We start from the raw sequence: 26,308 nt of genomic DNA on the forward strand, positions 1-26,308 counted from the left end.
CAATCCTGCCGCAAAGGAGACGCGGCAGATCGACCAACGGCGCTGGCGACAGCTTCGGGGGCTACGGCCGGCACAAGGAGGTGTGAGATGACACGTCTCATGGTGTCGATACTTGGCGCGGCGGCTGCCGCGTTTTCCGCGGCCCCGGCACCAGCGGCCGAACAATGCGCGCCACGAGCCGACATGATCAAGGCGCTCGGCGAGAAGTTCCGGGAAAATCCAACCGCGCTCGGCGTCGTCAATCCGAATGTGATTGTTGAAGTCTTCGTTTCCGACCAAGGCACCTGGACCATCCTCGCCAGCGACACACGCGGTCAAAGCTGCGTGGTTTCGGTGGGTGAAGGCTGGGAGAGCGCGGTGAAGACAGCGGCGCTGCCAGGGACCTGAGCCGCCTAGCGGGTGGCAGCCGCCTTAGCATAGCCGCGCGCGCGCAGGCCTCGGTTCTCGGCGACGACCATGAAACGGATCCACAGGCGCCCCCAGCGGGCGCCTGCTTGCGCTTTTTTGTTGCCGACACCATATATGGAACATAGTGGGAACATTTTGAATCGTCCCCGCTGATGACAGACCGGAACACGGAAAGGAACGACGCGATGATGATGACGTCGGGACCGGCCTGGATCGTTCCGGCAAAATGAGGGCTCTTCCTTTGCCGGACGTGATGGCAAAGGAGATGCCCTATGGCGCGCAAATCGCTGTTGGTTGGGTTGAAAACCCTCATTCTTGCTGGCGCATTGGCGGTGGGTACGAACGCCGCAAGCGCCCAATATCAATACTGCGTTGAACATCGCGATCTCGTCGCCCACCTGAGCGAGCAGTTCCAGGAAAAACAGTTTGCTTTCGGGCTGATCGGTCAGATGGCGATTATAGAAGTCTATGTCGCCGACAGCGGAAGCTGGACGATCATCGTCACCGACGTCGCCGGCAGAAGCTGCATCGTCGCGGCCGGCGAACATTGGGAAAACGTGGTGATCCCGACCGATCAGGACGCATGACGAATTGAGCGATGCTCAGCGCCTGTGGGCGGAACTCAAAGAGCCTGCCGAAGCTTGCTGCCGATCTCTATCGCGTAGCGGCCGCCGCGGCATGACCGCGCAGCAGCGCCATCAGGCGCTTGGCATCCTTGGCGGCGGCGTCTTCATCGCCGTCGAGGATCGAGCGGATCAGCGCGACATGGTGCTCGGCCGATTCGGCAAGCCCGGTATCGGCCTTGTAGCGGAACCAGAAGCGGCGGCTGTGGGTCTGCAACGGGGCCGCCAGCCGCGCGGCGAAGGGATTGTTCGCCGCCAGCGCCAGCGCCTCGTCGAGCGCCTTGTCGGCCTGAATGAAGGCCAGCACATTGCCCGATATCACCGCCCTCTGCATGGCCAGTGCCGCGTCGTGAAACAAGTCGGCGGCCTCGCGGGTGACGAAGCGGGCGGCCGAGCGGGCAAGAACCACCTCGACGCCACGCCGCGCATCGAGAACGCGCAACCAGTCGCCGGGATGCAGCGGGGCAATGGCGATGCCGGCACGCGGCCGGACATCCAGCAGTCCCTCCCATGCCAGCCGCTGGATCGCCTCGCGCACCGGCGTGCGGCCGAGCCCCAGCCTGTCGATCAGCGCGCCTTCGGTGATGAAGCTTGCAGGCACCAGTTCGAGCGTCACGATCATGTGCTCGAGCACGCGGTAGGCTTTCGCCGCCACTGGCTCGAACGCCGGGCTTGTTTCATTGAATATCAAAGGCGGGCTCCTGATATATTTTTGGTATATCATAGCAAAATCCGTGTTGACAGTCCGTTTTCTAATAAATATACGACTGATATATCAGATGGAGCGACCGCTATGTGGACCGGAGTTTTCCCCGCCGTCACGACCAAATTCACTGAGGACGACAGCCTCGACCACGCCGAGATGGAGCGCTGCTTTGCGCTGCAGATGGAGGCTGGCTGCGACGGCATCATCGTCTGCGGCTCGCTCGGCGAGGGGCCGATGCTCTCGCATGACGAGAAGATCGACGTGCTGAAGACCGCGCAGAAGATCGCCGGCAACAAGCCGGTTCTGCTGACTGTCAACGAAGCCGGCACCCGCGAGGCGGTGGCGATCGCGCGCCGCGCCGCCAGAGAGGGCGCAAACGGGCTGATGGTGGTGCCGAGCCCGATCTACCACACCAATGCGGAGGAGACGGTCGCCGCGCTGCGCGCCGTCGCCGAGGCCGGCGACCTGCCGGTGATGATCTATTCCAACCGGCTTGCCTATCGCGTCGACGTCACCGTCGATCAGATGGAGGAACTGGCGAAGGACAAGCGCTTCGTCGCCATCAAGGAATCCTCCGACGACATCCGCCGTTCGACCGAAATCATCAACCGCTTCGGCGACCGCTACGATTTGTTCACCGGCGTCGACAATCTGGCGTTCGAGGCGCTGTCGGTCGGCGCCATCGGCTGGGTGGCGGGGCTGGTCACCGCGTTCCCGCGCGAGACGGTCGCGATCTACCAATTGATGAAGCAGGGCCGCCGCGAGGAGGCGCTGACAATCTACCGCTGGTTCCGGCCGCTGCTCGACCTCGACGTGTCGACCTATCTGGTGCAGAACATCAAGCTCGCCGAAGTCCTGGCGATCAACACCAACGACCGCGTGCGCATGCCGCGCCAGCCGCTGTCGGGCGAGCGCCGCAAGATGGTCGAGAAGATCGTCCGGGATGCGCTGGCGGCGCGGCCGGAGCTGCCGAGGTTTTGAGGCAGGCTCTCTTCTCCCCGTTTACGGGGAGAAGATGGCGGCAGCCAGATGAGGGGCAGGTGCAAGGAATTTCCAAGTCGGCAAAAGCGGGGCGCCGCCCCTCATCCGCCCTTCGGGCACCTTCTTCCCGTGAACGGGGAGAAGGTGAGGACATCGCCATTATCGGCGCCGGCATCATCGGCATCTGTGTCGCCGCCTATCTGGCCGAGGCGGGGCGAAACGTCACGATCTTCGATCGGACGGGGATCTGCGAGGAAACGAGTTCCGGCAATGCCGCCGCCCTGGCCTTTTCCGATGTGCTGCCGCTGGCCCACAAGGGCATGATCAGGCACTTGCCGAAATGGCTTGCCGATCCGCTCGGCCCGCTCAGCATCCCGCCGGCCTATCTGCCGAAGCTGCTGCCCTGGCTTATCCGCTTCTGGCGCGCCGGACGAAGCGACCGCTCCGCGGGCAGCCTCGCGGCGCAGGCCGGGATGATGCGGCTCGCCGAGGCCGAATGGGCCGGGCTGATGGCGCGCTCGGGCACCGGAAATATGCTGCGCGAGGACGGCTCGCTCGAACTTTACGAGAGCGAGGCCGAGTTCAAGGCGTCGCTGCCCGGCTGGGCGGCGAGGCAACGGTTCGGCATCGGCTTCAGCCATGTCGAGGGCGATGCGCTCGCCGCCTTGCAGCCGGGCCTGTCGCCGCGTTTCGTCAAGGGCACTTTCGTGCCGGGATGGAAGACCGTTACGGATCCGAAATTATTGGGCAAAGCGATCTGGGCCTATGCCGAGACCAAGGGCGCGCGTTTCGAAAAGGCTCGGATCGACCACGTCGGGGCGGGACAGGACGGCGCGACATTGACGCTGGCCGACGGCACGGTACGGCAGGCAAAACGCCTCGTCATCGCCGCCGGCGCCTGGTCGCATCTCCTGGCGAAACATATCGGCGACCGCATCCCGCTCGAAACCGAGCGCGGCTACAACACGACGCTGCCGAAGACCGCATTCGACGTGAAGCGGCAACTTATTTTCTCCGGCCACGGCTTCGTCGTCACGCCGCTTAAAACCGGCGTGCGCGTCGGCGGCGCGGTCGAGCTCGGCGGCATCGAGCGGCCGCCCAACTACGCCCGCTCGAAAGCGCTGCTCGACAAGGCGCAGAAATTCCTGCCGGGGCTTGACCCGGCCGGCGGCCGCGAATGGATGGGATTCCGGCCGTCGCTGCCGGATTCGCTGCCGGTGATCGGTGGCGCCAGGCAGGCCGGCACGATAGTCTATGCCTTCGGCCACGGCCATCTCGGCCTCACCCAGGCGGCTGCCACCGGACGCCTGGTTCGCGATCTCATTCTCGGCCAAAATCCGGTGTTTGATCTGTCTCCGTTTTCTCCGAACCGCTTCTGACGGGATCTAGAAATGGCGCGCCACTCCTTCTTCTGCATCGACGGTCACACTTGCGGCAATCCGGTGCGGCTGGTCGCCGGCGGCGGACCGCTGCTCAACGGCGCGACGATGATGGAGCGGCGCGCGCATTTCCTGGCCGAGTATGACTGGATCCGCACCGGGCTGATGTTCGAGCCGCGCGGCCATGATTTGATGTCCGGCTCGATCCTCTATCCGCCGACGCGGCCCGATTGCGACATCGCCATCCTGTTCATCGAAACCTCGGGTTGCCTGCCAATGTGCGGTCACGGCACCATTGGCACGGTGACGATGGCAATCGAGCACGGGCTGGTCAAGCCGAAGACACCGGGCTTGCTCAGGCTGGACACGCCGGCCGGCCTGGTCACCGCCGAGTACAGGCAGGTCGGCGACTATGTCGAGGAGGTGCGCATCACCAACGTGCCGTCCTTCCTCCATGCCGAGGGTCTGACTGTCGAATGCCCACAGCTCGGCGAGATCAGCGTCGATGTCGCCTATGGCGGCAATTTCTACGCCATCGTCGAGCCTCAGAAGACCTATCGCGACATGGCCGACCACTCTGCCGGCGACCTCATCGCCTGGAGCCCGGTGGTGCGGCAGCGGCTCAACGAAAAATACGCCTTCGTGCATCCCGAGAATCCCGGCATCGAACGGCTGTCGCACATACTGTGGACGGGCGCGCCGACCGACAGCCAGGCTGATGCGCGCAACGCCGTCTTCTACGGCGACAAGGCGATCGACCGCTCGCCTTGCGGCACCGGCACCTCGGCGCGGATGGCGCAGCTTCACGCCAAGGGCAAGCTTGGGACCGGCGACGAATTCGTCCACGAATCGATCATCGGTTCGCTGTTCAAGGGCAGGGTCGAGAAGGAAGTCACGGTGGCGGGCAAGCCGGCGATCATACCCTCGATCGGCGGCTGGGCGCGCATGACCGGATTGAACACGATCTTCATCGACGATCGCGATCCGTTCGCGCACGGATTCGTCGTCAAATAAAGAGAGAATCCTGACGCAGGGGAATCGAACAGAATGCAAGGATCGATTGCCCAGACGGCGCAACGATCCCGCTCATCAACTTATTTTTTCGGCGATTCCTTCGAAGCATCGTGCATTTTGACGACGAATCGCCAAAGACATTGCGTTAGGCCAATGATAGGGTCGGTGATAGTCCAGAGGCCGGGAAGGGAAAAACGGGCAATCCGATTGCGTGCTTCAAAATCACGCATGCCGATTAAAGAATGACGTTGCAATCCGGGCTCGAAACTTTACGACTAGGGGAAATACGAAAAGGAATGCGTCTGCATGGGCGACATTCCAGGGGAGCCACGACAGCATGCAGTATTTTGTCCAGCAGCTTATCAATGGGCTGACGCTGGGATCGATCTATGGACTGATCGCGATCGGCTACACGATGGTCTACGGTATCATCGGCATGATCAATTTCGCCCATGGCGACATCTTCATGGTCGGCGCCTTCGCCGCCCTCATCGTTTTCCTCATCCTCGGCGCGATGTTCTATTCGGTGCCGGTGGTGATCGCGCTGCTGGTCATGATGATCGTCGCGATGCTGCTGACCAGCCTGTACAACTGGACGATCGAAAAGGTCGCCTACCGGCCGTTGCGCGGGTCGTTCCGGCTGGCGCCGCTGATCACCGCGATCGGCATGTCGATCGCGCTGTCGAACTTCGTCCAGGTGACGCAGGGGCCGCGCAACAAGCCGATCCCGCCGATGGTGTCCAAGGTCTATAATATCGAGGGCGTCAGCGTGTCGCTGAAGCAAATCGTCATCGTCATCGTCACCGCGCTGCTGTTGGCGCTGTTCTGGTACCTGGTCAACAAGACCTCGCTGGGTCGAGCCCAAAGGGCTTGCGAGCAGGACCGCAAGATGGCGGCGTTGCTCGGCATCGACGTCGACCGCACCATCTCGATCACCTTCGTCATGGGTGCGGCCCTCGCCGCCGTCGCCGGCACGCTGTTCCTGATGTATTATGGCGTTATCGCCTTCTCCGACGGTTTCACGCCGGGCGTGAAGGCGTTCACCGCGGCCGTGCTCGGCGGCATCGGCTCGTTGCCCGGCGCCGTGCTCGGCGGGCTCATGATCGGCTTCATCGAAAGCATGTGGTCGGCTTATTTCTCGATCGACTACAAGGACGTCGCGGCCTTTTCCATCCTGGCGATCGTGCTGATCTTCCTGCCTTCCGGCATTCTCGGCCGGCCAGAAGTCGAAAAGGTCTGAGTTCATGGCGGTCACCACGTCTCCGGAGCGCGACATCGTCGCCACTCCCATGCAGCGCGCTACCCGCGAAGCGCTTTATGCCGGCGCCATCGCGCTCGGCCTGTTCGTGCTGTTCATCGGCCTGAGGACCGATCAGAACATCTCCAACGAGCTGATCCTTGTACAGCGCTGGTGGCTTCTTGCAGTCGTGGTCGTGCTGACCATGGCCGGCCGTTTTCTCTATGTCGCCTACGGACAGCCTTTCCTGGCAAATCAGAAGATCGTCGACGTCGCCACCGGCCTGCTGCCGCAGAGCATGGCGGCGCGGTTCTTCCGCCTGCCATATTTCATCGCTGCCATCGTCACAGTGGCCGTGCTGGTTTTCCTTGCCGGCTCCCTTGACGGATTGCTGGGGCCCGGCCTGGCCGGTTATGCACGGTTCCTGAGAGCGCTGGCGACCATCTACGCCCTCGCCTCGGTGATGTTTTATTTCCGAACCTTCATTCATGCCCATTTCTCGGCGTTGGGCATAACCGCACTGGCGCTCTACCCGATCATCGTTGTGCTGGTGCTTGCTGTGTATGGAGGATCGGTGGCCGCCGGGTTCCAGGGTTCTCTGAAATGGGTCGACAATTACGGCATTCAGATCCTGATCTATGTCATGCTGGCCTGGGGGCTGAACATCGTCGTTGGCCTCGCCGGCCTGCTCGACCTTGGTTATGTCGCCTTCTATGCAGTCGGCGCCTATGCCTATGCGCTGCTCGGCACGCAATACGGCCTGTCGTTCTGGATCCTGCTGCCTGCCGCCGGCGCCATGGCCGCCTTCTGGGGGGTGCTGCTCGGCTTTCCGGTGCTGCGCCTGCGCGGCGACTACCTGGCGATCGTGACGCTGGCCTTCGGCGAGATCATTCGTCTCGTGCTGATCAATTGGCGTGAGGTTACCAACGGCTCGGCCGGTATCTCCGGCATTCCCAAGGTCACGTTTTTCGGACTGATGTCGTTCAACGTCTCGGATCCGAACTATATCGCCAAGGTCTTGGACATCGCCACGTCGAGCGCCTATTACAAAATCTTCCTCTACTACCTGATCCTCGGGCTCTGCCTGCTCACCGCCTTCGTCACCATAAGGCTCAGGCGCATGCCCGTCGGCCGCGCCTGGGAAGCGCTGCGCGAGGACGAGATCGCCTGCCGCTCGCTCGGCATCAACACCACCACCACCAAGCTCACCGCCTTTGCCACCGGCGCCATGTTCGGCGGCTTCGCCGGCTCGTTCTTCGCCGCGCGGCAAGGTTTCGTCAGCCCCGAATCCTTCATCTTCCTGGAATCGGCCATCATCCTCGCCATCGTCGTGCTCGGCGGGATGGGTTCGCTGGTCGGCATCGCCGTCGCCGCCATGGTGATGATCGGTGGCACCGAGGTGCTGCGCGAACTCGATTTCCTGAAGCAGGTCTTCGGTCCCGACTTCACGCCGGAACTCTACCGCATGCTGCTGTTCGGCATGGCCATGGTCATCGTCATGCTGTGGAAGCCGCGCGGCTTCGTCGGCAGTCGTGAACCGACAGCCTTTCTCAAGGAGAGCAGGGCTGTATCCGGCTCCTTCACCAAGGAGGGCCACGGCTGATGAGCGATGCGAACCCATCCGTGAACGATGCCATCCTGCAGGTCGAACATCTGTCGATGAAGTTCGGCGGTCTGGTCGCCATCGGCGACCTGTCCTTCCAGGCCAGGCGCGGCGAGATCACCGCGCTGATCGGGCCGAACGGCGCCGGCAAGACAACCGTGTTCAACTGCATAACCGGCTTCTACAAGCCGTCTGAGGGCATGCTCACGCTCAACCGGCGCGACGGCTCGAGCTATCTGCTCGAACGGCTGCCGAACCATGAGATTCCGGCGCGAGCCAAGGTGGCGCGCACCTTCCAGAACATCCGCCTGTTTTCCGGCATGACGCTGCTGGAGAACCTGCTGGTGGCGCAGCACAACAAGCTGATGAAGGCGTCCGGCTACACTGTCCTCGGCCTGTTTGGCTTCAGCGGCTACCGGACGGCGTCGGCCGAGTCGATCGATCTCGCCAGGCACTGGCTGGAAAAGGCCGACCTCGTCGATCGAGCCGACGATCCGGCCGGCGACTTGCCCTACGGCGCGCAGCGGCGCCTGGAGATCGCGCGGGCGATGTGCACGGGTCCGGAACTGCTCTGCCTCGACGAACCGGCGGCAGGGCTCAATCCGAAGGAATCAATGGCGCTCAACGCGCTCCTTATGGACATCAAGGACAACACCGGCACCTCGATCCTGCTGATCGAGCACGACATGGCGGTGGTCATGCAGATTTCCGACCATGTCGTGGTGCTCGAATACGGGCGCAAGATCTCGGACGGCAGTCCGCATGCGGTGCGCACCGACCCGCGTGTCATCGCCGCCTATCTCGGCGTTGAAGACGAGGACGTCGAGACGGTGCTGATCGAGGTCGGCGACGAAGACGTCATCGAGCAACTCGACACCGGCCCGGATTCGACGCACGGTCCGGGCTCGTCGTCCTCGTATTTCGCCGGACCGGTGACCGACACGGTCGGACACAGTGAGGGCGAACGCGTCACGGTGTCGAAGCGCGCGTCGAAAGCCGGGCAGGTCGATGCAAGGTCGGGCGCGGCGGCAAGGCCCGCATCGCCGGCCGAAGCCGACGCGAAATCCTCCGCGGCAAAGCCGGACGCCAAGGCTCCGGCAAAGCCCAAGACACCGGGCGACTCCAACCGGGGCGGAGGGAATGAATGATGGCCGGCACAACGCTGCTCGACATCAAGGGTGTCCAGACCTATTACGGCAACATCAGGGCGCTGAACGGCGTCGATGTCACCGTCAAGCAGGGCGAGATCGTGGCGCTGATCGGCGCCAATGGCGCCGGAAAGTCGACGCTGATGATGACCATTTTTGGTGCACCACGGGCGCGGGCGGGCACTATCACCTTCGCCGGCACCGACATCACCCAGTTGCCGACCCATGAGATCGCGCGCATGCGCATCGCCCAGTCGCCGGAGGGCCGGCGCATCTTTCCGCGCATGACGGTGATGGAAAACCTGCAGATGGGCGCCAGCCTCGACGACCTCAAGCACTACGACGAGGACGTCGAGAAGGTGTTCTCGCTGTTTCCACGCCTGAAGGAACGCATTGCCCAGCGTGGCGGCACGCTGTCGGGCGGCGAGCAGCAGATGCTTTCGATCGGACGTGCGCTGATGGCGCGGCCGAAACTGCTCTTGCTCGACGAGCCGTCGCTGGGCCTGGCGCCGCTGATCGTCAAGCAGATCTTCGACGCCATCCGCGAGTTGAACCGCACGCAGGGGCTGACCGTGTTCCTGGTCGAGCAGAACGCCTTCGGCGCGCTGAAGCTCGCCACGCGCGGCTATGTCATGGTCAACGGCAACGTGACGATGAGTGGCACCGGCAAGGAACTGCTCGCCGATCCGGACGTGCGCGCCGCCTATCTCGAAGGCGGCCATCACTGAGTTCAGGAGTCTTCATCATGCAGGGCATTCTCTATGAGGAACCCTCGGTCTGGCAGTTCTTCTTCGTCACCTGCCTGCTTGGCGGCTGGGCGGCGTGGATGACGGGCAAGGCCTGCGCCCAGACATGGCGCAGCGTCGTCCAATTGTTCGCCTATTTGCTCGGCCTCGGTATAGCCGTAAGGTTCATCCATCACGCGCTGTTCGGCGGCACGATGTTTTCGCTGCACTACTACATCGTCGACACCATCGTCCTGATGATATTGGGCTTCATCGGCTATCAATACACGCGCACCAACCAGATGGTGACACAGTATAGCTGGCTCTACGAAAGAGCATCGCTTTTGAGTTGGAAACCAAAAGGTTGACGTTCATCATTAACGCCTTTTCGCGGATGAATCGGCGTGACAAGTGCCTGAAAATCGGCAAAGTACGCTTTCTGCGAGTAAAGGTGGGCATCGCATGAAAGCATCATCCACGCCCACTCTGTAAATGGGAGCGTTTTACATGAGAAAATCACTTTTGTCCGCCGTCGCCCTGACCGCGCTCGTCGCGTTCAGCGGAAGCGCGTGGGCTGACGTCCTGATCGGAGTTGCCGGTCCGATCACCGGCCCGAATGCCGCATTCGGCGCGCAGCTGCAGAAGGGCGCCGAACAGGCTGTCGCCGACATCAATGCGGCCGGCGGCATCAATGGCGAGCAGGTCAAGCTCACGGTCGGCGACGACGTCTCCGATCCGAAGCAGGGGATTTCGGTCGCCAACAAGTTCGTCGGCGACGGCGTCAAGTTCGTGGTCGGCCACTTCAACTCGGGCGTTTCGATCCCGGCATCGGAAGTCTACGCGGAGAACGGCATCCTCGAGATCACGCCGGCCGCGACCAACCCGCAGTTCACCGAGCGCGGCCTGTGGAACACGTTCCGTACCTGCGGACGCGACGACCAGCAGGGCAGCATCGCCGGCGCCTATCTCGCGGAGAACTTCAAGGATGCCAAGATCGCGGTCGTCCACGACAAGACGACCTATGGTCAGGGCCTTGCCGACGAGACCAAGAAGGCGATGAACGCTGCCGGCGTGACGGAAGTCATGTATGAAGGCGTAAATATCGGCGACAAGGACTTCTCGGCGTTGATCGCCAAGATGAAACAAGCCGGCGTTTCCATCATCTATTGGGGTGGTCTGCACACCGAAGCCGGACTGATCATCCGCCAGGTGGCTGACCAGGGCCTCGAGGCCACGCTGGTTTCCGGCGACGGCATCGTGTCGAACGAACTGGCGTCAATCGCCGGTGACGCGGTTGCGGGCACGCTGAACACGTTCGGCCCGGATCCGCGTCTGATCCCGGCGAACAAGGAACTGGTCGAGAAGTTCCGCGCGCAGGGCTTCGAGCCGGAGGCCTACACGCTTTATTCCTACGCCGCCATGCAGGCGATCGTGGGAGCCGCCACAGCCGCCAAGTCGAACGATCCGATGGAAGTTGCCAAGGCTCTCAAGGCCAACGGCCCGTTCAAGACCGTGCTGGGCGATCTTTCCTACGACGAGAAGGGCGATCCGACGCTGCCTGGCTACGTCATGTACGAATGGAAGAAGGGCGACGACGGCAAATACACCTACGTCCAGAAGATGTAAGCCTGTCGACGACGACGACAATTCCGGAATGCCCGGCGCCTCGCGCCGGGCATTTTTCGTGTGTGCCGTTTTACCTTTCGTCGGAGCACCCTTTGCGCATTCGAGGGAACGCGCGGCGCTCTACCCAATGAGTGGATTTAAATCGGTTTAATCGTCGCCGCCCGATTTTGTTTGCGCTGCAGCATTTTCGCGTTAATCATGGCGCAGTCCCCCTTCCGTCAGTGTCCGGAGCCTTGTCCTTGGCAATCACGAAGATCCTTGTCGCCAACCGGTCCGAAATCGCCATCCGCGTCTTCCGCGCGGCCAACGAACTCGGCCTCAAAACCGTGGCGATCTGGGCCGAGGAGGACAAGTACTCGCTGCACCGCTTCAAGGCGGATGAAAGCTATCAGGTCGGGCGCGGGCCGCATCTGACCAGGGATATGGGGCCGATCGAAAGCTATCTGTCGATCGAGGAAGTGATCCGCGTCGCCAGGCTTTCCGGCGCCGATGCCATCCATCCGGGCTATGGGCTGTTGTCGGAAAGCCCTGAATTCGCCGAAGCCTGTGTCAAGGCCGGCATTATTTTCATTGGACCCAAGCCGGATACGATGCGCAGGCTCGGCAACAAGGTCGCCGCACGCAACCTGGCGATCGAGGTCGGCGTGCCGGTAATTCCCGCCACCGATCCCTTGCCGGACGACATCGAGACGGTGAAGGCGCTCGCCAGGACGATCGGCTATCCGGTGATGCTGAAGGCGTCGTGGGGCGGCGGCGGCCGCGGCATGCGCGCCATCCGCTCGGAAGCCGATCTCGCCCGCGAGGTGACGGAGGGCAAGCGCGAAGCGAAAGCTGCCTTCGGCAAGGACGAGGTCTATCTCGAAAAGCTGATCGAGCGCGCCCGCCATGTCGAGGTGCAGGTGCTGGGCGACACACACGGCAACGCCGTGCACCTGTTCGAGCGCGATTGCTCGATCCAGCGCCGCAACCAGAAGGTGGTCGAGCGCGCGCCGGCGCCCTATCTCGAAATGTCGCAGCGCGAAGAGCTTTGCGGCTACGCGCTCAAGATCGCGCGCGAGACGAGCTATATCGGCGCCGGCACGGTCGAATTCCTGCAGGATGCCGACAGTGGCAAATTCTACTTCATCGAGGTGAATCCGCGCATCCAGGTCGAGCACACGGTCACCGAACAGGTGACCGGCATCGACATCGTCAAGGCGCAGATCCACATCCTCGATGGCTTTGCCATCGGCACGCCGGAATCGGGCGTGCCGGCGCAGAAGGATATCAGGCTCAACGGCCACGCGCTGCAGTGCCGCATCACCACGGAAGATCCCGAACATAATTTCATCCCCGACTATGGCCGCATCACCGCCTATCGCGGCGCCACCGGTTTCGGCATCCGCCTCGATGGCGGCACCGCTTATTCGGGCGCGGTCATCACCCGCTTCTACGATCCGCTGCTGGAGAAGGTGACGGCCTGGGCGCCGACGCCGGCCGAGACCATCGCCCGCATGAACCGGGCGCTGCGCGAGTTCCGTATTCGTGGGGTGGCGACCAACCTCACCTTCCTCGAGGCGATCATCAATCACCCAAGTTTCGCCGAAAATTCCTATACGACTAAGTTCATCGATACGACACCGGAACTGTTCGCGAGCGTGAAGCGGCAGGATCGCGCGACCAAGCTGCTCAACTACCTGGCCGATGTCAGCGTCAACGGCCATCCCGAAACCCGTGGCCGGCCGCAGCCTAAGGCCGATGCGGCGGCACCCATGGTGCCCTACCTCAACGGCAATGTGCCCGATGGCAGCAAGCAGAAGCTCGACGAGCTTGGGCCGGAGAAATTCGCGGCCTGGATGCGCGCACGCAAAGAAGTGCTGGTCACCGACACGACGATGCGCGACGGACACCAATCCCTGCTGGCGACGCGCGTGCGCACCTATGACATCGCCGGCATTGCCGGCACCTATGCACGCGCATTGCCGCAGCTTTTGTCGCTCGAATGCTGGGGCGGGGCGACCTTCGACGTCGCCATGCGCTTTCTCACCGAAGACCCGTGGGAGCGGCTGTCGCTGGTGCGCGAGGCAGCGCCCAATCTGTTGCTGCAGATGCTTTTGCGCGGCGCCAACGGCGTCGGCTACACCAATTATCCGGACAATGTCGTCCAGCATTTCGTCAAACAGGCAGCAAGCGGCGGCGTCGACCTGTTCCGCGTCTTCGACTGTTTGAACTGGGTCGACAACATGCGCGTCGCCATGGACGCGGTCGGCGCCGAAGGCAAGCTGATCGAAGCAGCGATCTGCTACACCGGCGACATACTCGACCCGGCCCGAGCCAAGTACGACCTCAAATACTACGTCGCGCTGGCCAGGGAGTTGCAGACGGCCGGCGCCCATATCGTCGCGGTCAAGGACATGGCCGGGCTCTTGAAGCCGAATGCCGCCCGCGCACTGTTCAAGGCGCTGCGCGAGGCGACCGACCTGCCGATCCACTTTCACACGCACGACACGTCAGGCCTGTCGGCGGCGACGGTGCTGGCGGCGGTGGACAGCGGTGTCGACGCCATCGATGCGGCGATGGATGCCCTGTCCGGCAACACCTCGCAGCCTTGCCTGGGCTCGGTCGTTGAGGCGCTGAAGGGCACCGAGCGGGATCCGGGCCTCGACCCGCAATGGATCAGGAACATCTCGTTCTACTGGGAGGCGGTGCGCAACCAGTATGCTGCCTTCGAAAGCGACCTGAAGGGGCCGGCCTCGGAAGTCTACCTGCACGAAATGCCGGGTGGGCAGTTCACCAACCTCAAGGAGCAGGCGCGCTCGCTCGGGCTGGAGACGCGCTGGCACGAAGTGGCGCAGACCTATCACGACGTCAATCTGATGTTCGGTGACATCGTCAAGGTGACGCCGTCGTCCAAGGTCGTCGGCGACATGGCGCTGATGATGGTGAGCCAGGACCTGACGGTTGCCGATGTCGAAAATCCGGCCAGGGATATCGCCTTCCCCGACTCAGTCGTGTCGATGCTGCGCGGCGACCTCGGCCAGTCGCCCGGCGGCTGGCCGGAGGCACTACAGAAGAAGGTGCTGAAAGGCGACAAACCGATCACCGTGCGGCCCGGTTCGCTGCTGAAAGCAGCCAATCTCAAGGCCAACCGCAAGGAGATCGAGGACAAGCTCGAGCGCAAGCTCAGCGAGTTCGAATTCGCCTCGTGGCTGATGTACCCGAAGGTCTTCTCCGACTTTACCGCAGCGCAGGAAACTTATGGGCCGGTCAGCGTGCTGCCGACGCCGACCTATTTCTACGGCATGAAGCCGGAGGACGAGATCTTTGTCGACATCGAGAAGGGCAAGACGCTGGTGGTGCGCTGCCTGGCCATAGGCGATGTCGACGAGAAGGGCATGGTCACCGTGTTCTTCGAGCTCAACGGCCAGCCGCGCCGGGTCAAAGTGCCGGATCGGGCGCATGGCGCTTCCGCCGCCAAGGCGCGGCGCAAGGCTGAGCCGGGCAACGAGGCGCATGTCGGCGCACCGATGCCGGGCGTCGTCTCGGCGCTCGCGGTTGCCGCCGGCCAGGCGGTCAAGGCCGGCGACGTGCTTTTGTCCATCGAGGCGATGAAGATGGAGACGGCATTGCATGCCGAGCGCGACGGCACAATCGCCGAAGTGCTGGTCAAGGCCGGCGATCAGATCGACGCCAAGGATTTGCTGATCGCCTTCGGATAAGGTGCGTTGATATTCAGGTGATGCCGGCCTGCAAACGCCAGCTTCCTGCGCTTGCTTTCAGCGCCGCGCGCCCCCGGGCGCGCAAAGGACGCTGTAGTATTTGATTTGCGCATGATCCTTTCCGCAACTCGATTCCGATTTCGGGGATCATGCGCGGGCTCACGTACTTTAAGTACGCTCCGCTCCGGTTCTCGGAAGCCGGCGTTCTCGACTCGGCCTGACCTGAATCTCAACACACCTTAGGTCCTGTCCACCCTTCATGCCGCATCGATAACAGCTTGACCGGTCGCCTCCGGTCGGGCATCGAACCGCTGCAAATTCGCCGCGACGGTTCGTGAGTCGCGGCATGGAAAACGACGCGGAGAAAAAATGGCCGACGACATCACCGAGACCAGCCAGACTGTTGCCGCCGGCCAGCTGCGAGCCTTCATCGAGCGCATCGAGCGGCTCGAGGAAGAGAAGAAGACGATCGCCGACGACATCAAGGAAGTGTTCGCCGAGGCCAAGGGCACCGGCTTCGACACCAAGGCGATGCGGTCGATCATCCGGCTGCGCAAGAAGGACCAGGCTGAGCGGCAAGAGGAGGAAACCATCCTCGATCTCTACAAAGCCGCACTCGGCATGGTGTAAGGCTGGTAACAGCCCTGGGCGCCGGTTGCGCCCGCAACGGGTCGAACCATGAGCGAATTCGACTATGGCGGCCGCCGCGCCTCTGAGTTCCGCCAACGCGGCTTCTGGACGCTGTTCGCGGAACGGCATCCGGAAGAAAGGCCTCTGATGGCGCGGCGCGGACCCTGGTTCTGGCAGCGCGGGCTGCCCGACTTCGCATTGGTCCTTTCCATGTATGTCGCGCCGGCGCAGAACCATGTCGGCGTCTTCTTCGGCCGCAACGAGAAGTTCGGTGCCACGCAAGCCTGGTCGCGGTTGAAGCCGTTCCAGCCGGCGATCGAAGACAGGTTGAAGCTCAGGCCGGAACAGAGCTGCGAGGGCCTCGGCATCAATTCGCTGTGGCGCGTGAACTGTTTTGCCGAGGACAATTGGCCGGCCATGGCCGACTGGCTGGTGACGGAAGCATCGCGCTTCGAGCGCGCTGTTTCCGAGGTGCTGGGCGGGGGTGGCGAAGCCGGACCGTGAATTCGCGTCGCAGTGGCTTTAGTTAGTTCGGCTTCGCCGTGTCGCGGCCAATCCGATCGAGATGCTGTTGCAGCGCCAGATGGTCGAGCGCATCCATCCGCAGATTGGTGAACAGCGAGATGCGGTTGTTGAGCATGCGATAGGCATCGGCAAAGGCAAGATGCAGTTCTGCTTCGGTGCCGTCTGCCTTGCCTGGGTCCGGTATCGACCAGAGCGCGGTCATCGGATGACCCGGCCAGATCGGACAGGATTCATTCGCGGTGCTGTCGCAAAGCGTGAAGATGAAATTCATTTCCGGCGCGTCGGGCTCGGCAAACTCGTCCCAGCCTTTCGAACGGGCGAAGTTCGTATCGTAGCCGAGGCTTTCGAGCAGCTGCAGTGCGTAGGGATTGACCTCGCCCTTCGGTTGCGAACCGGCGGAAAACGCCTTGAACCTGCCGCCACCGATCCGGCTGAGAATGGCTTCCGCCATGATCGATCGCGCCGAATTGGCGTTGCAAAGAAACAGCACGTTGTAGACATTATCGCTCATCTCAAGACCTCCCTTGGCAGGCGACTGGATGATGGGGGCGGCAGAGTCCGGCAAGGTGTCTTTGCCGAGACGCCGACAAGGGCGACGTAGAAAGGTTTCACGACCGTTTGATGACAATTTGTCAAATCATACGCTTGCGTGCCGATGATCGATTTGCGTTGACAGGCTTGCTGCTTTGGAAATCTCTGCGGCTGTCGAATGAGAGAAAGCCGTATCGATGAGTGCGCCGGAGACTTTCGAAGGCGAAGACGGCAAGGCAGGCCGTGCGGCGGGTTTCTTCCGCTCGCGCTGGCAAGGCACGGCCCCGCTAGACCGGCTGTTCTGGCGCGATCTTGTCCTTGTCGGCACGGCGATCAACATCGCCGTGTCGGTGCTGGCGCTGATCCTGCTCGGGCTGAAGCTGCCGCTCGCTCTCGTTCTAGCGGTGCATTTCGCGCCGGTGCCGTACAATTTCTTTCTGACTTTTGCGGTGTGGCGGACCGCCGAGAAAACCGGTGGCGTCAAGGCTTCGCTGATGACGCTGGGGGCTGTGCTGTGGCTGATACTGGTGGTGGTGATCTGACGGACAGTGCTGCCGGCAAAGGCCGGCGGAAGCCGTCCTTTGACAACGTCTGGATTCCAGTCAAGCAGCCGGCTCGAATTTCAGCGCGACGCCGTTGATGCAATAGCGCAGGCCAGTCGGCGGCGGGCCGTCCTCGAAGACGTGGCCGAGATGGCTGCCGCAGCGGGCGCAGTGGCATTCAGTGCGGACCATGCCGTAGCTGCGGTCGACGGTCGTCTCGACCGAACCGGGCACCGGATCGTTGAAGCTTGGCCAGCCGGTGCCGCTCTCGAACTTCAGCTTGGATTCGAACAAGGGCTGGTCGCAGCCGACGCAGGAAAAAGTGCCGGCGCGCTTCTCGTGGAGCAGCGCGCAACTGCCCGGCCGCTCGGTGCCGTGATTGCGCATCACCGCGTATTGCTCCGGCGTCAGCCGCGCGCGCCATTCGGCATCTGTTCGGGTAACAGGGTAGGTGTGACTATCCATCTTTGCCTCTTAGCTCATGCTGCTATTGGGCTGCTTTCCCAAGTTCGCCTAAAATAGGCATTTGTTACGGCGTTTGCCCGATTTCCAATCCTGCCGCGAAGAATTCCTCAGGCGATCGCTGCCAAATACCGCGCAACAGATCTTGCAAATGCCGTCTTTGCATCGCCGATGACGTTCTGGTTCCACCATGCGCCATAGATATGGTCGAACGCGAAAGGCTCCAGTGCCGACGCGATGCGGAGTACCTTCGGCGCATTGAGCGGGATGTAGTTCGGGTAGCTGTACATGAAGCTGACATGGCGGCGGGTTGGCGTCACCTGCAAGATGTCGCCGGCCAGGATGGCGTCGTCGCCGTCGCGCTTCCAGTGCAGCACCTGGCCACCGGCAAAGTGACCGCCGCAACGGATAAGTGTCAGCGAGGGGTTCAGGGCGCGCGTCTCGCCCTGCCAACTGACAACAGCCGGATGCGGCCGCATGATCCACTTGCGGTCATCGGCATGCAGATAGATCGGCACGCCGCCAAACGCCTCGCTCCACTCGACCATCGCCGAATAATAATGGCAGTGCGAAATGGCGATCGCGGCCAGGCCGCCTCGTCGGTTAATTTCGGCCACCGCCTCGTCGCTGACCATCGAGATGCAGTCCCACAGCACATTGCCGTGCGGCGACTGTGCCAGCAGCGCCCGCTGACCGATGGCGAAGCGCGGCTCGATGCCGAAGGCGAGCACGCCGGCGTCGTCCTTCATCACGATCCGATGCCCGGCGGCGAGCTCTTGCGGCGTGATCCAGGCCTGGCCCTCCCAGCGCACATATTGCCGCTCGTCCTCGCAGATCGGGCAATGTTGCGGCGGCGTCGCTGCCGCCGCGAACTGGACGCCACATTGCAGGCAGAGGAAACAGGTCGGACGTCCTGTTTTGCGTAAATCCATTCAGTGCTTCCTTGAAAGCTGCTTCGTCGCGGCCTCGAGTCCGGCGAGCGTCAGCGGAAACATGCGGCCGCCGAAGATGTCACGGATCATGGCGATCGAATGGGTAAAACCCCAGTGCTTTTCGCTTTCGGGGTTGAGCCATACCGCGTTCGGCCATTGCTGCAGCAGACGGCTGAGCCAGACGACGCCGGCCTCCGGATTCCAGTGCTCGACCGAGCCGCCGGGATGCGCGATCTCATAGGGGCTCATCGAGGCATCGCCGACGACGATCATCTTGTAGTCCGGACCGTATTTGTGGAGGAGATCGAAGGTCGGAATCACCTCCGCATGGCGGCGGCGATTGTCCTTCCACACACCTTCGTAGAGGCAGTTGTGGAAGTAAAAATATTCGAGCTGGCGGAATTCGGCGCGGGCGGCCGAAAACAGCTCCTCGACGCTTCTGATGTGATCGTCCATCGAGCCGCCGACATCGAAGAACATCAGCAGCTTCACGGCGTTGCGCCGCTCGGGCCGTGTCTGCACGTCGAGATAGCCGTGCTCGGCCGTGGCGTGGATGGTGCCGGGCAGGTCGAACTCTTCCTCGGCGCCTTCGCGCACCCAGCGACGCAAGCGCTTCAGCGCGATCTTGATGTTGCGGGTGCCGAGCTCGACGGCATCGTCGAAATTCCTGAACTCACGCTTGTCCCAGACTTTCACCGCACGGTGGTTGCGGCTCTCATGCTGGCCGATGCGAACGCCTTCGGGATTGTAGCCATAGGCGCCGAAGGGTGAGGTGCCGCCGGTGCCGATCCATTTCGACCCGCCCTGGTGGCGGCCCTTCTGTTCCTCCAGCCGCTTTTTAAGCGTTTCCATCAGCTTTTCGAAACCGCCCAGCGCCTCGACCAGCTTTTTCTCCTCATCGGTCAGGTGCTTTTCGGCAAGCCGCCGCAGCCATTCCTCCGGAATGTTCTCGACGTCGACCGGGTTTTCGCCAGCCAGCGCTTCGACACCCCTAAAGATGTGCGAAAAGACCTGGTCAAAACGGTCGATGTGGCGCTCGTCCTTCACCAGTGCCGAGCGGGCGAGATAGTAAAAACCCTCGACGTCATAGTCGACCAGCCCCGCCTCCAGCCCTTCCAGCAGCGACAGATATTCCCGGAGCGAGACGGGAACCCGCGCAGCCTTCAGTTCGAGGAAGAAGGGGATGAACATCGTCCGACTTCTATCTGTGCCCTTCGATCTTCTCGCGAGCGGCGCTGGCGATGAAGGCGGAACGCGTGAGGCCGCGTCGGCTCGCTTCGGCATCGATTGCCGCCAAGAGACCTGCGTCGAGCGACAGATTGGCTCGGACAGGCCGTCCGGAATCGATCAGCACGGGGATCATCACGGCAGATTCTCCGGCGGCGCTATCGATTTCGCCCAGTCGGAGCAGATCTGCCACCGTGCGCGCGTCGGGCAAGGGCAAGTGCTTCGCCATTCGTGCCTCGGCCCATTCGCGAACGGCGGAGGTCGCATCGGCTATCGCCTCCTCGGGACTTGCGCCACCGCCATGAGATCCGGGAAGATCGGGCACCCGCACTCCCCAGACATCATCTGCGCCGCCAAGAATTCCGACATAGTGCGTCATCATTCCTCCTTAAATCCATCCGGCAAGCCGGGCGATCGACCGTTCATCACATCAAATCATACTCGATGAAGCCGGTCCGCCGTGCCACGTGGTCGTAGAGCTTGCGCGCGGTGGTGTTGGTCTCGTGCGTCATCCAGTAGACGTTCTTGACGCCGATCTTGCCGGCTTCCTGCTTGACTGCTTCGATCAGGGCGGCGCCGACGCCTTTGCCGCGCACGTCCGGGTCGGCGAACAGGTCCTGCAGATAGCAGTTGTTTTTTTCGGACCAGCAGGAGCGATGGTAGAGATAGTGCGTCAGGCCGACCGCCTTACCGCCGAGCGTGGCGATGAACCCTTTTGGTTCAAACTCACCCGCCGTGAACAGCCGCTTCCAGGTGACGGCGTAGACGTCTTCCGGCAGCTCGGTTTTGTAGAAGGTGAGGTAGGCAGTCCACAGACGCTGCCAGTCGGCGTGGTCGGATTGTGCCAGTGGGCGGACGGTGATCTCGGTCATTTTATTTCCTTCTGAAGCTTCGGGCCCAGGCTGCCCCGGTGCCCGGACGGCGGCAACGGTCCAGCAACGGGAAAGCGCTGTCCGCCGCATGCCCGGCCATCCGCTATGGCTTCGGGCGTTCGTCGCTCGAAAAGCCAAATCGTCGGCTTTTCGTCGGCCGACCGCTCCTCACCCCTGCCTTCTCGCCATGAAGGCCAGCCGCTCGAACAGATGCACGTCCTGTTCGTTCTTCAACAGCGCGCCGTGCAGCTTGGGCAGTGCGTTTTTCGGGTCGGCGCGCAAATCCTCGGGCGCGATATCGTCGGTCACGAGCAGGCGGATCCAGTCCAGTGCCTCGGAGGTCGACGGCTTCTTCTTCAGGCCCGGCACGTCGCGGATCTCGTAGAACTGGGTGAGCGCGGCGCGCACCAGGTTCTGCTTGATGCCGGGATAGTGCACGTCGACGATCCGATGCAGCGTCTCGAAGTCGGGAAAGCGGATATAGTGGAAGAAGCAGCGGCGCAGGAAGGCGTCCGGCAGTTCCTTCTCGTTGTTGGAGGTGATGATGACGATCGGGCGCACAGCGGCGCGGATCGTCTCGCCGGTCTCGTAGACGAAGAACTCCATTCGATCGAGTTCCTGCAGCAAATCGTTGGGGAACTCGATGTCAGCCTTGTCGATCTCATCGATCAGAAGCACGACCTTCTTGGCCGTCGCGAAGGCATCCCACAGCTTGCCACGCTTGATATAATTGCTGATGTCGTTGAAGCGCTCGTCGCCGAGTTGGCTGTCGCGCAGCCGCGACACGGCGTCATACTCGTAGAGGCCCTGCTGCGCCCTTGTCGTCGACTTGACATGCCATTCGATCAGCTCGAGGCCGAGCGCGGCCGCCACTTGCCTGGCCAGTTCGGTCTTGCCGGTGCCGGGCTCGCCCTTGACCAGCAATGGCCGCTCCAGCGCGATCGCCGCATTGACCGCCACCATCAGATCCTTGTCGGCGACATAGGCCGCCGTGCCTTCGAAACGCATTGTTGCTCCTCGGTTTTCATGGCAACCGTAAGGAGACAGCCCAGCCCATGCAAGGCGCAGCGGCGAGGGCGCGGTGAACCCATGTGCCGCGCAGCTCCCAGGCAGGACCTTGCGACGAATAAAGCCACCGAACATGGCCGTCTCTCTGGCGCTTGGCCTGCCATCGGCCTATATTGGGCGTGACGGTCTGCGCTTCCCGGCAGGAGAACATTTTCCCCGGGGCCTTAATGATCCCTAGGGAGCTGTCCCTGGGAAGACCCGTGGGTTTTCTCATACGGCGCCCACCTACTTTGTAGGTTCCCGGGATCGCTCTCTCCACCGGTTGTGTGGATCGTCACTTGACGCAAAGGATCCACGCTTCGGTGGATCATGCGGTGGAAAACGTCGCTCCTAAAACTCCATCCAAATCTGACCTTTTCTATCGTCGGCGCATGACATCCTCGAAAGACCTGAAAAGACAGTTGCGACGCGAAGCACTCGGGCGCCGCGACGCGCTCGATCCGTTCTGGCGGGTGGAGGCAGCGCTCGAAATGGCCGAGACGGCGCGGGACAGCATTGCGATGGAGCCGGGCCAGATCGTCTCCGGCTTCTGGCCGATGCGCTCGGAAGTCGACGTCCGGCCGCTGATGTTCGCCTTGCGCGAAAAAGGGGCACGGCTTTGCCTGCCGGCGATTCTCGACAAGACCACCATCGTCTTTCGCGAACTGGTGCGCGGCGCGCCGATGATTGACATGGGGTTCGGCACCGTCGGGCCGCATGAGGAGGCCGAGGTGCTCGATCCCCAGGTGATGCTGGTACCGCTCGCGGCTTTCGACGCGCGCGGCCACCGCATTGGCTATGGCGCCGGCTATTACGACCGTGCCATCGCGCGGCTGGTCGACAAGGGGCAGCCGCCGCGGCTGATCGGCATTGCTTTCGACTGCCAGCAGGTGGCGCTGGTGCCGGACGAGCCGCATGACGTGACCATTCCGGAAATACTCACCGAGAGCGGGTTGCGCCGGTTCGCGCCGAAATTGTAGATAAGTTCCTGGACGCATGGTCTTTTCCGGAAGTCATGCAGCTTTTTGCTTCGCTGACCTTCGGTTCGGGATCATGTTTAGATGAGACTTCTCTTCCTCGGCGATATGGTCGGCAAGACGGGACGCACGGCGGTGTGGGAACAACTGCCCGGCCTGATCTCGGATTTCAAACTCGACTTCGTCATCGTCAATGGCGAGAACGCCGCCGGCGGCTTCGGCATTACCGAAGAGATCTTTCGCGAGACGATCTCGGCGGGCGCCGACGTCGTCACAACCGGCAATCATGTCTGGGACCAGCGCGATGCGCTGGCTTTCGCGCCGCGCGAGGAACGCTTTCTGCGTCCGTCCAATTTCCCCAAGGGCACGCCGGGGCGGGGCTCGGGCGTCTACATCGCCAGGAACGGCGCGCGCGTTCTGGTCGCCAACATCATGGGCCGGGTGTTCATGCATCCTGAACTCGACGATCCGTTTCAGGCCGGCGAGCGCGAGCTTGCCGCCTGCCCGCTTGGCGAACAGGCCGATGCGGTGGTCATCGATTTCCATGCCGAGGCGACCTCTGAAAAAATGTGCTTTGCGCACTTCGTCGACGGCCGCGCCAGCCTGGTTGTCGGCACTCACACGCATCAGCCGACCGGCGACCACCATATCCTCAACGGCGGCACCGGCTATATCTCAGACGCCGGCATGTGCGGCGACTATGATTCTTCGCTCGGCATGGACAAGGAGGAGCCGCTCAACCGCTTTCTGTCGAAGGTGCCGAAAGGGCGCTTCGAGGCGGCGAGCGGCCCGGCGACATTGTGCGGCGTCGGCGTCGACATTTCGGATCGCAGCGGCCTGACCGAGCGGATTGCGCCGTTTCGCCGCGGGCCGCGGCTCGAAGAAACCGCGCCCTCGTTCTGGTCATGACATTGATGTAAGCGATTGTAGTACCTAATTGCCGGCCACGCCTGCTTCAGATCGTAAGAGGGGACGACCTCCATGCAGCTCATCGAATTCCTGGCGCCACATTTCGCCTTTGTCTCCGATCCGACTGCATGGGTCGCGTTGCTGACGCTGATCGTGCTGGAGGTCGTGCTCGGCATCGACAATCTGATCTTCATCTCGATCCTGACCAACAAATTGCCGGAGGCGCAGAGGGCCCGCGCCCGGCGAATTGGTATTTCGGCGGCGCTGATCATGCGGCTGGTGCTGCTTGCCACCATCTCGATCATCGTCCAGTTGACGGCGCCGGTATTCACCGCGTTCGGCCACGGGTTTTCCTGGCGCGATCTGATCCTGATCGCCGGCGGCCTGTTCCTCGTCTGGAAGGCGACCAAGGAGATCCACCACACGGTCGATCTCGAGGATCACCAGGACACGATGATGGGTGAGACGCTGCAGCTTTCGCTGGCCGGCGCCATCTTCCAGATCCTGCTGCTCGACCTCGTCTTTTCGATCGATTCGATCATCACCGCGGTCGGCATGACCGACGAGATCGCCATCATGTATATCGCCGTGATCGTGGCAGTCAGCGTGATGATGCTGGCGGCTGGACCGCTCGCCAATTTCATCGCCAAGAACCCCAGCATCGTCATGCTGGCGCTGAGCTTCCTGCTGATGATCGGCATGACGCTGATCGCCGACGGCATGGGCTTCCATGTGCCGAAGGGCTACATCTACGCCGCCATGGGCTTTTCCGCTCTTGTCGAGGGCCTCAACATGCTGGCGCGACGTCGGAGGAAGGCAAAGGCGGGCGCGGGGCACTGAGGTTGGCGGGGCGAAGCGACGGCGCGAAGGCCTGAGCTCTGCCTCAATTGTCGCGGCCATGCAGAACCTTTGAGACGGACAGCACCCCCCTCTGTCCTGCCGGACATCTCCCCCTCAAGGAGGGAGATTGGCAGCTTTAGCGCTCCGCTCGTCCTGCAGCGTTGGAGATTGGCGAAAGCCTCAGCGACATCCGATCTCCCCCCTTGCGGGCCCTTGCGGGGGAGATGTCCGGCAGGACAGAGGGGGTGGGAAGAATCGCTGCAGAACGGCTTTTTGCACCCAGCGACTTAAGCGGTCGGCGTGCCCTTCGGATGACGGTCGCCGATCAGGCCAAGCGTCAAGCCTTGCTCCAACCAGGCCTTGGCGCCGGCGAGCACCAGCGCGAAGCCATCGGTCGAGCCGATCGCCTGCTTGACCTGTTCATCGGTGCTGCCGGCAAAACCGAAATTGCGAACCTCGACAAAGGTGCCGCCCTGCATCTCGGTAAAAGTCCAGACCACGGTGGTCGGCGGATCGCTCCATTGCATGACGATCTTTTCCTTCGTGACGAACTCGCTGACCGTGACCGGCGTCGAAACGCCATACATCCGCCACTCCCAGCGAACTTCCTTGTCCAACCTGCCGCTGCCGTGGGTGAACCAGAATTTCGTCGTGATCGTCGGATCGACGATGGCTTCGAATACTTCTGCGACCGGCCGCCGGATCAGCATGCCGGCTTCGGCGGTCGGTGTCTCACCGATGTCCATTTCGTCCTCCTTCCGAACCGGTCTCCGTCACCAGGCGTCGGGTTCGCGCACCAGGTGAATGATGTTGGCCGGATTGGTGATCCAGCCGCCACGAAAACCTTCGCCGAGCGCCTCGATGGCGTCGCAGCGCACAACACCGGCTTTGGCGAGATGATCGGCGGCGGCCGGAAAATCGTCGGTGAACAGTTCCAGCCAGATCTCGGCCTGGCTCAGCATCGGCGCTTCGTCGATCCACAGGCGATTGGGGCCGAGCTCGAAACCGGTGGCAGGCGCCTTGGCCGTGAACGGTTTTAGGCCGACGACATCGCGGTAGAAGGCGATCGTCTCCTGGTGTTGGTGGGGCGGCACTTTCATGGCGATGTTGATGCCGCCGGTGATTTTCGCAGCCATTCTTTCCTCCGTCTTCTCAGATATTGTCTTCATTGGCGGGCTCGCCCTTCACCTCGCTGCGATAGTAGCCGTCGCGCAAATTGATGCCGTATTCGACATAGGCCTTCATGCAGGCCAGCATCTGCGACCAGCCCTCGCAATTGAGGTAGGACTTCTTCAGGCCGACCGCGTCCTCGTGCCAGCCGGCCTCGGCGATGGTGACGAAGGTGCCGCCGTCGTCCAGCGGCTCGAAATTCATCTCGATGCGCGTCTTGTAGGCCGGCTTGCCGTCGGCGTCGGTGGCGTCCCAGCGCAGCACGATGCGGTTGTCTTTCTCCACCTCGTCGACCTCGACCGGGACCTTGCCCCACCAGATGACCCTGGCGCCGGCCACCAGCGGGGCACTGGCGCCGCCGATGGTGGTGAAATAGCCGCTGAGCTTGTTCGGATTGACGACCGCATCGAAGACTTCGGCAACCGGTTTGCCGATGCGGCCCGAAACTCTGAATCCAAGAGACATATCCACAGCTCCTTCCTTGATCGATCGATAT

The 26,308-nt window shown here is 62.4% G+C and carries 28 protein-coding genes, 1 other RNA gene and 1 pseudogene; 19 read left to right on the forward strand and 11 right to left on the reverse strand.

Annotation, left to right across the window (positions count from 1 at the left end; translation table 11 throughout):
- Positions 1 to 87 precede the first annotated feature (87 nt).
- Both AC0L2K_RS29935 and AC0L2K_RS29940 read left to right on the forward strand, forming a co-directional pair.
- The gene (locus AC0L2K_RS29935; RefSeq protein WP_473533096.1) at positions 88 to 387 is read left to right on the forward strand and encodes a hypothetical protein; all 300 of its coding nucleotides are present in this window, start codon (positions 88 to 90) and stop codon (positions 385 to 387) included.
- A gap of 293 nt (positions 388 to 680) precedes the next feature.
- Positions 681 to 995: a hypothetical protein gene (locus AC0L2K_RS29940; RefSeq protein WP_287224949.1), complete on the forward strand. Its 315-nt coding sequence runs from the start codon at positions 681 to 683 to the stop codon at positions 993 to 995.
- 67 nt (positions 996 to 1,062) lie between these two features.
- Here AC0L2K_RS29940 and AC0L2K_RS29945 read toward each other — a convergent pair whose 3' ends face one another.
- A complete protein-coding gene (locus tag AC0L2K_RS29945) occupies positions 1,063 to 1,755 on the reverse strand; it encodes a GntR family transcriptional regulator (protein WP_473533097.1) in 693 nt (230 codons plus the stop codon).
- A 69-nt stretch (positions 1,756 to 1,824) separates the two neighbouring features.
- Here AC0L2K_RS29945 and AC0L2K_RS29950 point away from each other — a divergent pair, with 69 nt between their 5' ends.
- The 12 genes and pseudogenes from AC0L2K_RS29950 (at position 1,825) to AC0L2K_RS30005 (ending at position 16,282) form a co-directional block, all read left to right on the forward strand.
- Positions 1,825 to 2,718: a dihydrodipicolinate synthase family protein gene (locus AC0L2K_RS29950; RefSeq protein WP_027152859.1), complete on the forward strand. Its 894-nt coding sequence runs from the start codon at positions 1,825 to 1,827 to the stop codon at positions 2,716 to 2,718.
- 59 nt (positions 2,719 to 2,777) lie between these two features.
- Entirely contained in the window at positions 2,778 to 4,097 is a 1,320-nt protein-coding gene (locus AC0L2K_RS29955) for an NAD(P)/FAD-dependent oxidoreductase (RefSeq protein WP_473533098.1), read from the forward strand.
- Between the two features lie 12 nt (positions 4,098 to 4,109).
- Positions 4,110 to 5,111 carry a 4-hydroxyproline epimerase gene (locus AC0L2K_RS29960; protein WP_128170679.1) on the forward strand — a complete coding sequence of 334 codons (1,002 nt, stop codon included), beginning with the start codon at positions 4,110 to 4,112 and terminating at the stop codon, positions 5,109 to 5,111.
- Between the two features lie 337 nt (positions 5,112 to 5,448).
- A complete protein-coding gene (locus AC0L2K_RS29965; protein WP_023800038.1) occupies positions 5,449 to 6,351 on the forward strand; it encodes a branched-chain amino acid ABC transporter permease in 903 nt (300 codons plus the stop codon).
- A 106-nt stretch (positions 6,352 to 6,457) separates the two neighbouring features.
- Positions 6,458 to 7,951 (forward strand): annotated as a pseudogene (gene livM / locus AC0L2K_RS29970) (high-affinity branched-chain amino acid ABC transporter permease LivM); the annotation flags it as partial.
- Positions 7,951 to 9,099, forward strand: a complete 1,149-nt coding sequence (locus AC0L2K_RS29975; protein ID WP_287260525.1) for an ABC transporter ATP-binding protein — start codon at positions 7,951 to 7,953, stop codon at positions 9,097 to 9,099. The pseudogene livM and the gene AC0L2K_RS29975, both read left to right, overlap by 1 nt.
- Positions 9,099 to 9,827, forward strand: a complete 729-nt coding sequence (locus tag AC0L2K_RS29980) for an ABC transporter ATP-binding protein (protein WP_023800035.1) — start codon at positions 9,099 to 9,101, stop codon at positions 9,825 to 9,827. Before AC0L2K_RS29975 ends, AC0L2K_RS29980 begins: the two co-directional genes overlap by 1 nt.
- Before the next feature lie 17 nt (positions 9,828 to 9,844).
- Entirely contained in the window at positions 9,845 to 10,192 is a 348-nt protein-coding gene (locus AC0L2K_RS29985; RefSeq protein ID WP_027152865.1) for a DUF6867 family protein, read from the forward strand.
- Positions 10,193 to 10,331: 139 nt separating this feature from the next.
- On the forward strand, positions 10,332 to 11,450 hold the full coding sequence (locus AC0L2K_RS29990; RefSeq protein ID WP_023800033.1) for a branched-chain amino acid ABC transporter substrate-binding protein: 1,119 nt from the start codon (positions 10,332 to 10,334) through the stop codon (positions 11,448 to 11,450).
- A 239-nt stretch (positions 11,451 to 11,689) separates the two neighbouring features.
- Complete coding sequence (gene pyc / locus AC0L2K_RS29995) at positions 11,690 to 15,148, forward strand: pyruvate carboxylase (RefSeq protein WP_473533099.1); 3,459 nt, start codon at positions 11,690 to 11,692, stop codon at positions 15,146 to 15,148.
- Positions 15,149 to 15,517: 369 nt separating this feature from the next.
- Positions 15,518 to 15,778 (forward strand): DUF2312 domain-containing protein, encoded by a 261-nt coding sequence (locus tag AC0L2K_RS30000; RefSeq protein ID WP_023800031.1) that lies wholly within the window; start codon positions 15,518 to 15,520, stop codon positions 15,776 to 15,778.
- A gap of 48 nt (positions 15,779 to 15,826) precedes the next feature.
- Positions 15,827 to 16,282 (forward strand): hypothetical protein, encoded by a 456-nt coding sequence (locus tag AC0L2K_RS30005; protein WP_473533100.1) that lies wholly within the window; start codon positions 15,827 to 15,829, stop codon positions 16,280 to 16,282.
- A gap of 22 nt (positions 16,283 to 16,304) precedes the next feature.
- Here the strand turns inward: AC0L2K_RS30005 and AC0L2K_RS30010 are convergent, their stop codons facing one another.
- On the reverse strand, positions 16,305 to 16,814 hold the full coding sequence (locus AC0L2K_RS30010) for an arsenate reductase ArsC (RefSeq protein ID WP_128170683.1): 510 nt from the start codon (positions 16,812 to 16,814) through the stop codon (positions 16,305 to 16,307).
- Positions 16,815 to 17,031: 217 nt separating this feature from the next.
- On the opposite strand from AC0L2K_RS30010, the gene AC0L2K_RS30015 reads away from it, so the two are divergent.
- Positions 17,032 to 17,376 (forward strand): hypothetical protein, encoded by a 345-nt coding sequence (locus AC0L2K_RS30015; RefSeq protein ID WP_027152869.1) that lies wholly within the window; start codon positions 17,032 to 17,034, stop codon positions 17,374 to 17,376.
- Between the two features lie 60 nt (positions 17,377 to 17,436).
- Here AC0L2K_RS30015 and msrB read toward each other — a convergent pair whose 3' ends face one another.
- From msrB to AC0L2K_RS30045, 6 genes are all read right to left on the reverse strand, one after another.
- On the reverse strand, positions 17,437 to 17,841 hold the full coding sequence (gene msrB / locus AC0L2K_RS30020; RefSeq protein WP_027152870.1) for a peptide-methionine (R)-S-oxide reductase MsrB: 405 nt from the start codon (positions 17,839 to 17,841) through the stop codon (positions 17,437 to 17,439).
- 107 nt (positions 17,842 to 17,948) lie between these two features.
- Positions 17,949 to 18,770, reverse strand: a complete 822-nt coding sequence (locus AC0L2K_RS30025) for an MBL fold metallo-hydrolase (RefSeq protein ID WP_473533101.1) — start codon at positions 18,768 to 18,770, stop codon at positions 17,949 to 17,951.
- Positions 18,771 to 19,961, reverse strand: a complete 1,191-nt coding sequence (locus AC0L2K_RS30030) for a vWA domain-containing protein (protein ID WP_473533102.1) — start codon at positions 19,959 to 19,961, stop codon at positions 18,771 to 18,773. It lies immediately after the preceding gene.
- 10 nt (positions 19,962 to 19,971) lie between these two features.
- On the reverse strand, positions 19,972 to 20,376 hold the full coding sequence (locus AC0L2K_RS30035; protein ID WP_473533103.1) for a type II toxin-antitoxin system HicB family antitoxin: 405 nt from the start codon (positions 20,374 to 20,376) through the stop codon (positions 19,972 to 19,974).
- Between the two features lie 46 nt (positions 20,377 to 20,422).
- Positions 20,423 to 20,869 carry a GNAT family N-acetyltransferase gene (locus AC0L2K_RS30040; RefSeq protein ID WP_023800023.1) on the reverse strand — a complete coding sequence of 149 codons (447 nt, stop codon included), beginning with the start codon at positions 20,867 to 20,869 and terminating at the stop codon, positions 20,423 to 20,425.
- A gap of 168 nt (positions 20,870 to 21,037) precedes the next feature.
- Positions 21,038 to 21,877, reverse strand: coding sequence for an AAA family ATPase (locus AC0L2K_RS30045; RefSeq protein ID WP_023800022.1), 840 nt, complete (start codon positions 21,875 to 21,877; stop codon positions 21,038 to 21,040).
- A 181-nt stretch (positions 21,878 to 22,058) separates the two neighbouring features.
- On the opposite strand from AC0L2K_RS30045, the gene ssrS reads away from it, so the two are divergent.
- The 4 genes from ssrS to AC0L2K_RS30065 all read left to right on the forward strand — a co-directional run bounded on the left by ssrS (position 22,059) and on the right by AC0L2K_RS30065 (position 24,642).
- Positions 22,059 to 22,214: non-coding RNA, 6S RNA (ssrS, locus tag AC0L2K_RS30050), on the forward strand.
- 94 nt (positions 22,215 to 22,308) lie between these two features.
- Positions 22,309 to 22,896 carry a 5-formyltetrahydrofolate cyclo-ligase gene (locus tag AC0L2K_RS30055; RefSeq protein WP_023800021.1) on the forward strand — a complete coding sequence of 196 codons (588 nt, stop codon included), beginning with the start codon at positions 22,309 to 22,311 and terminating at the stop codon, positions 22,894 to 22,896.
- A gap of 81 nt (positions 22,897 to 22,977) precedes the next feature.
- Entirely contained in the window at positions 22,978 to 23,802 is an 825-nt protein-coding gene (locus AC0L2K_RS30060) for a TIGR00282 family metallophosphoesterase (protein ID WP_023800020.1), read from the forward strand.
- Positions 23,803 to 23,874: 72 nt separating this feature from the next.
- Positions 23,875 to 24,642 (forward strand): TerC family protein, encoded by a 768-nt coding sequence (locus AC0L2K_RS30065; RefSeq protein ID WP_031255296.1) that lies wholly within the window; start codon positions 23,875 to 23,877, stop codon positions 24,640 to 24,642.
- 287 nt (positions 24,643 to 24,929) lie between these two features.
- Here the strand turns inward: AC0L2K_RS30065 and AC0L2K_RS30070 are convergent, their stop codons facing one another.
- From AC0L2K_RS30070 to AC0L2K_RS30080, 3 genes are read right to left on the reverse strand one after another with little or no spacing between them, the layout of a single operon-like run.
- Positions 24,930 to 25,388 carry an SRPBCC family protein gene (locus tag AC0L2K_RS30070; protein ID WP_473533104.1) on the reverse strand — a complete coding sequence of 153 codons (459 nt, stop codon included), beginning with the start codon at positions 25,386 to 25,388 and terminating at the stop codon, positions 24,930 to 24,932.
- A 27-nt stretch (positions 25,389 to 25,415) separates the two neighbouring features.
- Complete coding sequence (locus AC0L2K_RS30075) at positions 25,416 to 25,778, reverse strand: hypothetical protein (RefSeq protein WP_473533105.1); 363 nt, start codon at positions 25,776 to 25,778, stop codon at positions 25,416 to 25,418.
- Positions 25,779 to 25,794: 16 nt separating this feature from the next.
- Positions 25,795 to 26,277, reverse strand: coding sequence for an SRPBCC domain-containing protein (locus tag AC0L2K_RS30080; RefSeq protein WP_473533106.1), 483 nt, complete (start codon positions 26,275 to 26,277; stop codon positions 25,795 to 25,797).
- Positions 26,278 to 26,308 lie beyond the last annotated feature (31 nt).

The sequence above is a fragment of the Mesorhizobium sp. WSM4817 genome, assembly GCF_055811135.1.

Coding starts and splice junctions, on each gene's coding strand:
- AC0L2K_RS29935 (WP_473533096.1), top strand. CDS start 88: ATGACACGTCTCATGGTGTCGATACTTGGCGCGGCGGCTGCCGCGTTT.
- AC0L2K_RS29940 (WP_287224949.1), top strand. CDS start 681: ATGGCGCGCAAATCGCTGTTGGTTGGGTTGAAAACCCTCATTCTTGCT.
- AC0L2K_RS29945 (WP_473533097.1), bottom strand. CDS start 1,755: ATGATATACCAAAAATATATCAGGAGCCCGCCTTTGATATTCAATGAA.
- AC0L2K_RS29950 (WP_027152859.1), top strand. CDS start 1,825: ATGTGGACCGGAGTTTTCCCCGCCGTCACGACCAAATTCACTGAGGAC.
- AC0L2K_RS29960 (WP_128170679.1), top strand. CDS start 4,110: ATGGCGCGCCACTCCTTCTTCTGCATCGACGGTCACACTTGCGGCAAT.
- AC0L2K_RS29965 (WP_023800038.1), top strand. CDS start 5,449: ATGCAGTATTTTGTCCAGCAGCTTATCAATGGGCTGACGCTGGGATCG.
- AC0L2K_RS29975 (WP_287260525.1), top strand. CDS start 7,951: ATGAGCGATGCGAACCCATCCGTGAACGATGCCATCCTGCAGGTCGAA.
- AC0L2K_RS29980 (WP_023800035.1), top strand. CDS start 9,099: ATGGCCGGCACAACGCTGCTCGACATCAAGGGTGTCCAGACCTATTAC.
- AC0L2K_RS29985 (WP_027152865.1), top strand. CDS start 9,845: ATGCAGGGCATTCTCTATGAGGAACCCTCGGTCTGGCAGTTCTTCTTC.
- AC0L2K_RS29990 (WP_023800033.1), top strand. CDS start 10,332: ATGAGAAAATCACTTTTGTCCGCCGTCGCCCTGACCGCGCTCGTCGCG.
- AC0L2K_RS30000 (WP_023800031.1), top strand. CDS start 15,518: ATGGCCGACGACATCACCGAGACCAGCCAGACTGTTGCCGCCGGCCAG.
- AC0L2K_RS30005 (WP_473533100.1), top strand. CDS start 15,827: ATGAGCGAATTCGACTATGGCGGCCGCCGCGCCTCTGAGTTCCGCCAA.
- AC0L2K_RS30010 (WP_128170683.1), bottom strand. CDS start 16,814: ATGAGCGATAATGTCTACAACGTGCTGTTTCTTTGCAACGCCAATTCG.
- AC0L2K_RS30015 (WP_027152869.1), top strand. CDS start 17,032: ATGAGTGCGCCGGAGACTTTCGAAGGCGAAGACGGCAAGGCAGGCCGT.
- msrB (WP_027152870.1), bottom strand. CDS start 17,841: ATGGATAGTCACACCTACCCTGTTACCCGAACAGATGCCGAATGGCGC.
- AC0L2K_RS30025 (WP_473533101.1), bottom strand. CDS start 18,770: ATGGATTTACGCAAAACAGGACGTCCGACCTGTTTCCTCTGCCTGCAA.
- AC0L2K_RS30030 (WP_473533102.1), bottom strand. CDS start 19,961: ATGTTCATCCCCTTCTTCCTCGAACTGAAGGCTGCGCGGGTTCCCGTC.
- AC0L2K_RS30035 (WP_473533103.1), bottom strand. CDS start 20,376: ATGACGCACTATGTCGGAATTCTTGGCGGCGCAGATGATGTCTGGGGA.
- AC0L2K_RS30040 (WP_023800023.1), bottom strand. CDS start 20,869: ATGACCGAGATCACCGTCCGCCCACTGGCACAATCCGACCACGCCGAC.
- AC0L2K_RS30045 (WP_023800022.1), bottom strand. CDS start 21,877: ATGCGTTTCGAAGGCACGGCGGCCTATGTCGCCGACAAGGATCTGATG.
- AC0L2K_RS30055 (WP_023800021.1), top strand. CDS start 22,309: ATGACATCCTCGAAAGACCTGAAAAGACAGTTGCGACGCGAAGCACTC.
- AC0L2K_RS30060 (WP_023800020.1), top strand. CDS start 22,978: ATGAGACTTCTCTTCCTCGGCGATATGGTCGGCAAGACGGGACGCACG.
- AC0L2K_RS30065 (WP_031255296.1), top strand. CDS start 23,875: ATGCAGCTCATCGAATTCCTGGCGCCACATTTCGCCTTTGTCTCCGAT.
- AC0L2K_RS30070 (WP_473533104.1), bottom strand. CDS start 25,388: ATGGACATCGGTGAGACACCGACCGCCGAAGCCGGCATGCTGATCCGG.
- AC0L2K_RS30075 (WP_473533105.1), bottom strand. CDS start 25,778: ATGGCTGCGAAAATCACCGGCGGCATCAACATCGCCATGAAAGTGCCG.
- AC0L2K_RS30080 (WP_473533106.1), bottom strand. CDS start 26,277: ATGTCTCTTGGATTCAGAGTTTCGGGCCGCATCGGCAAACCGGTTGCC.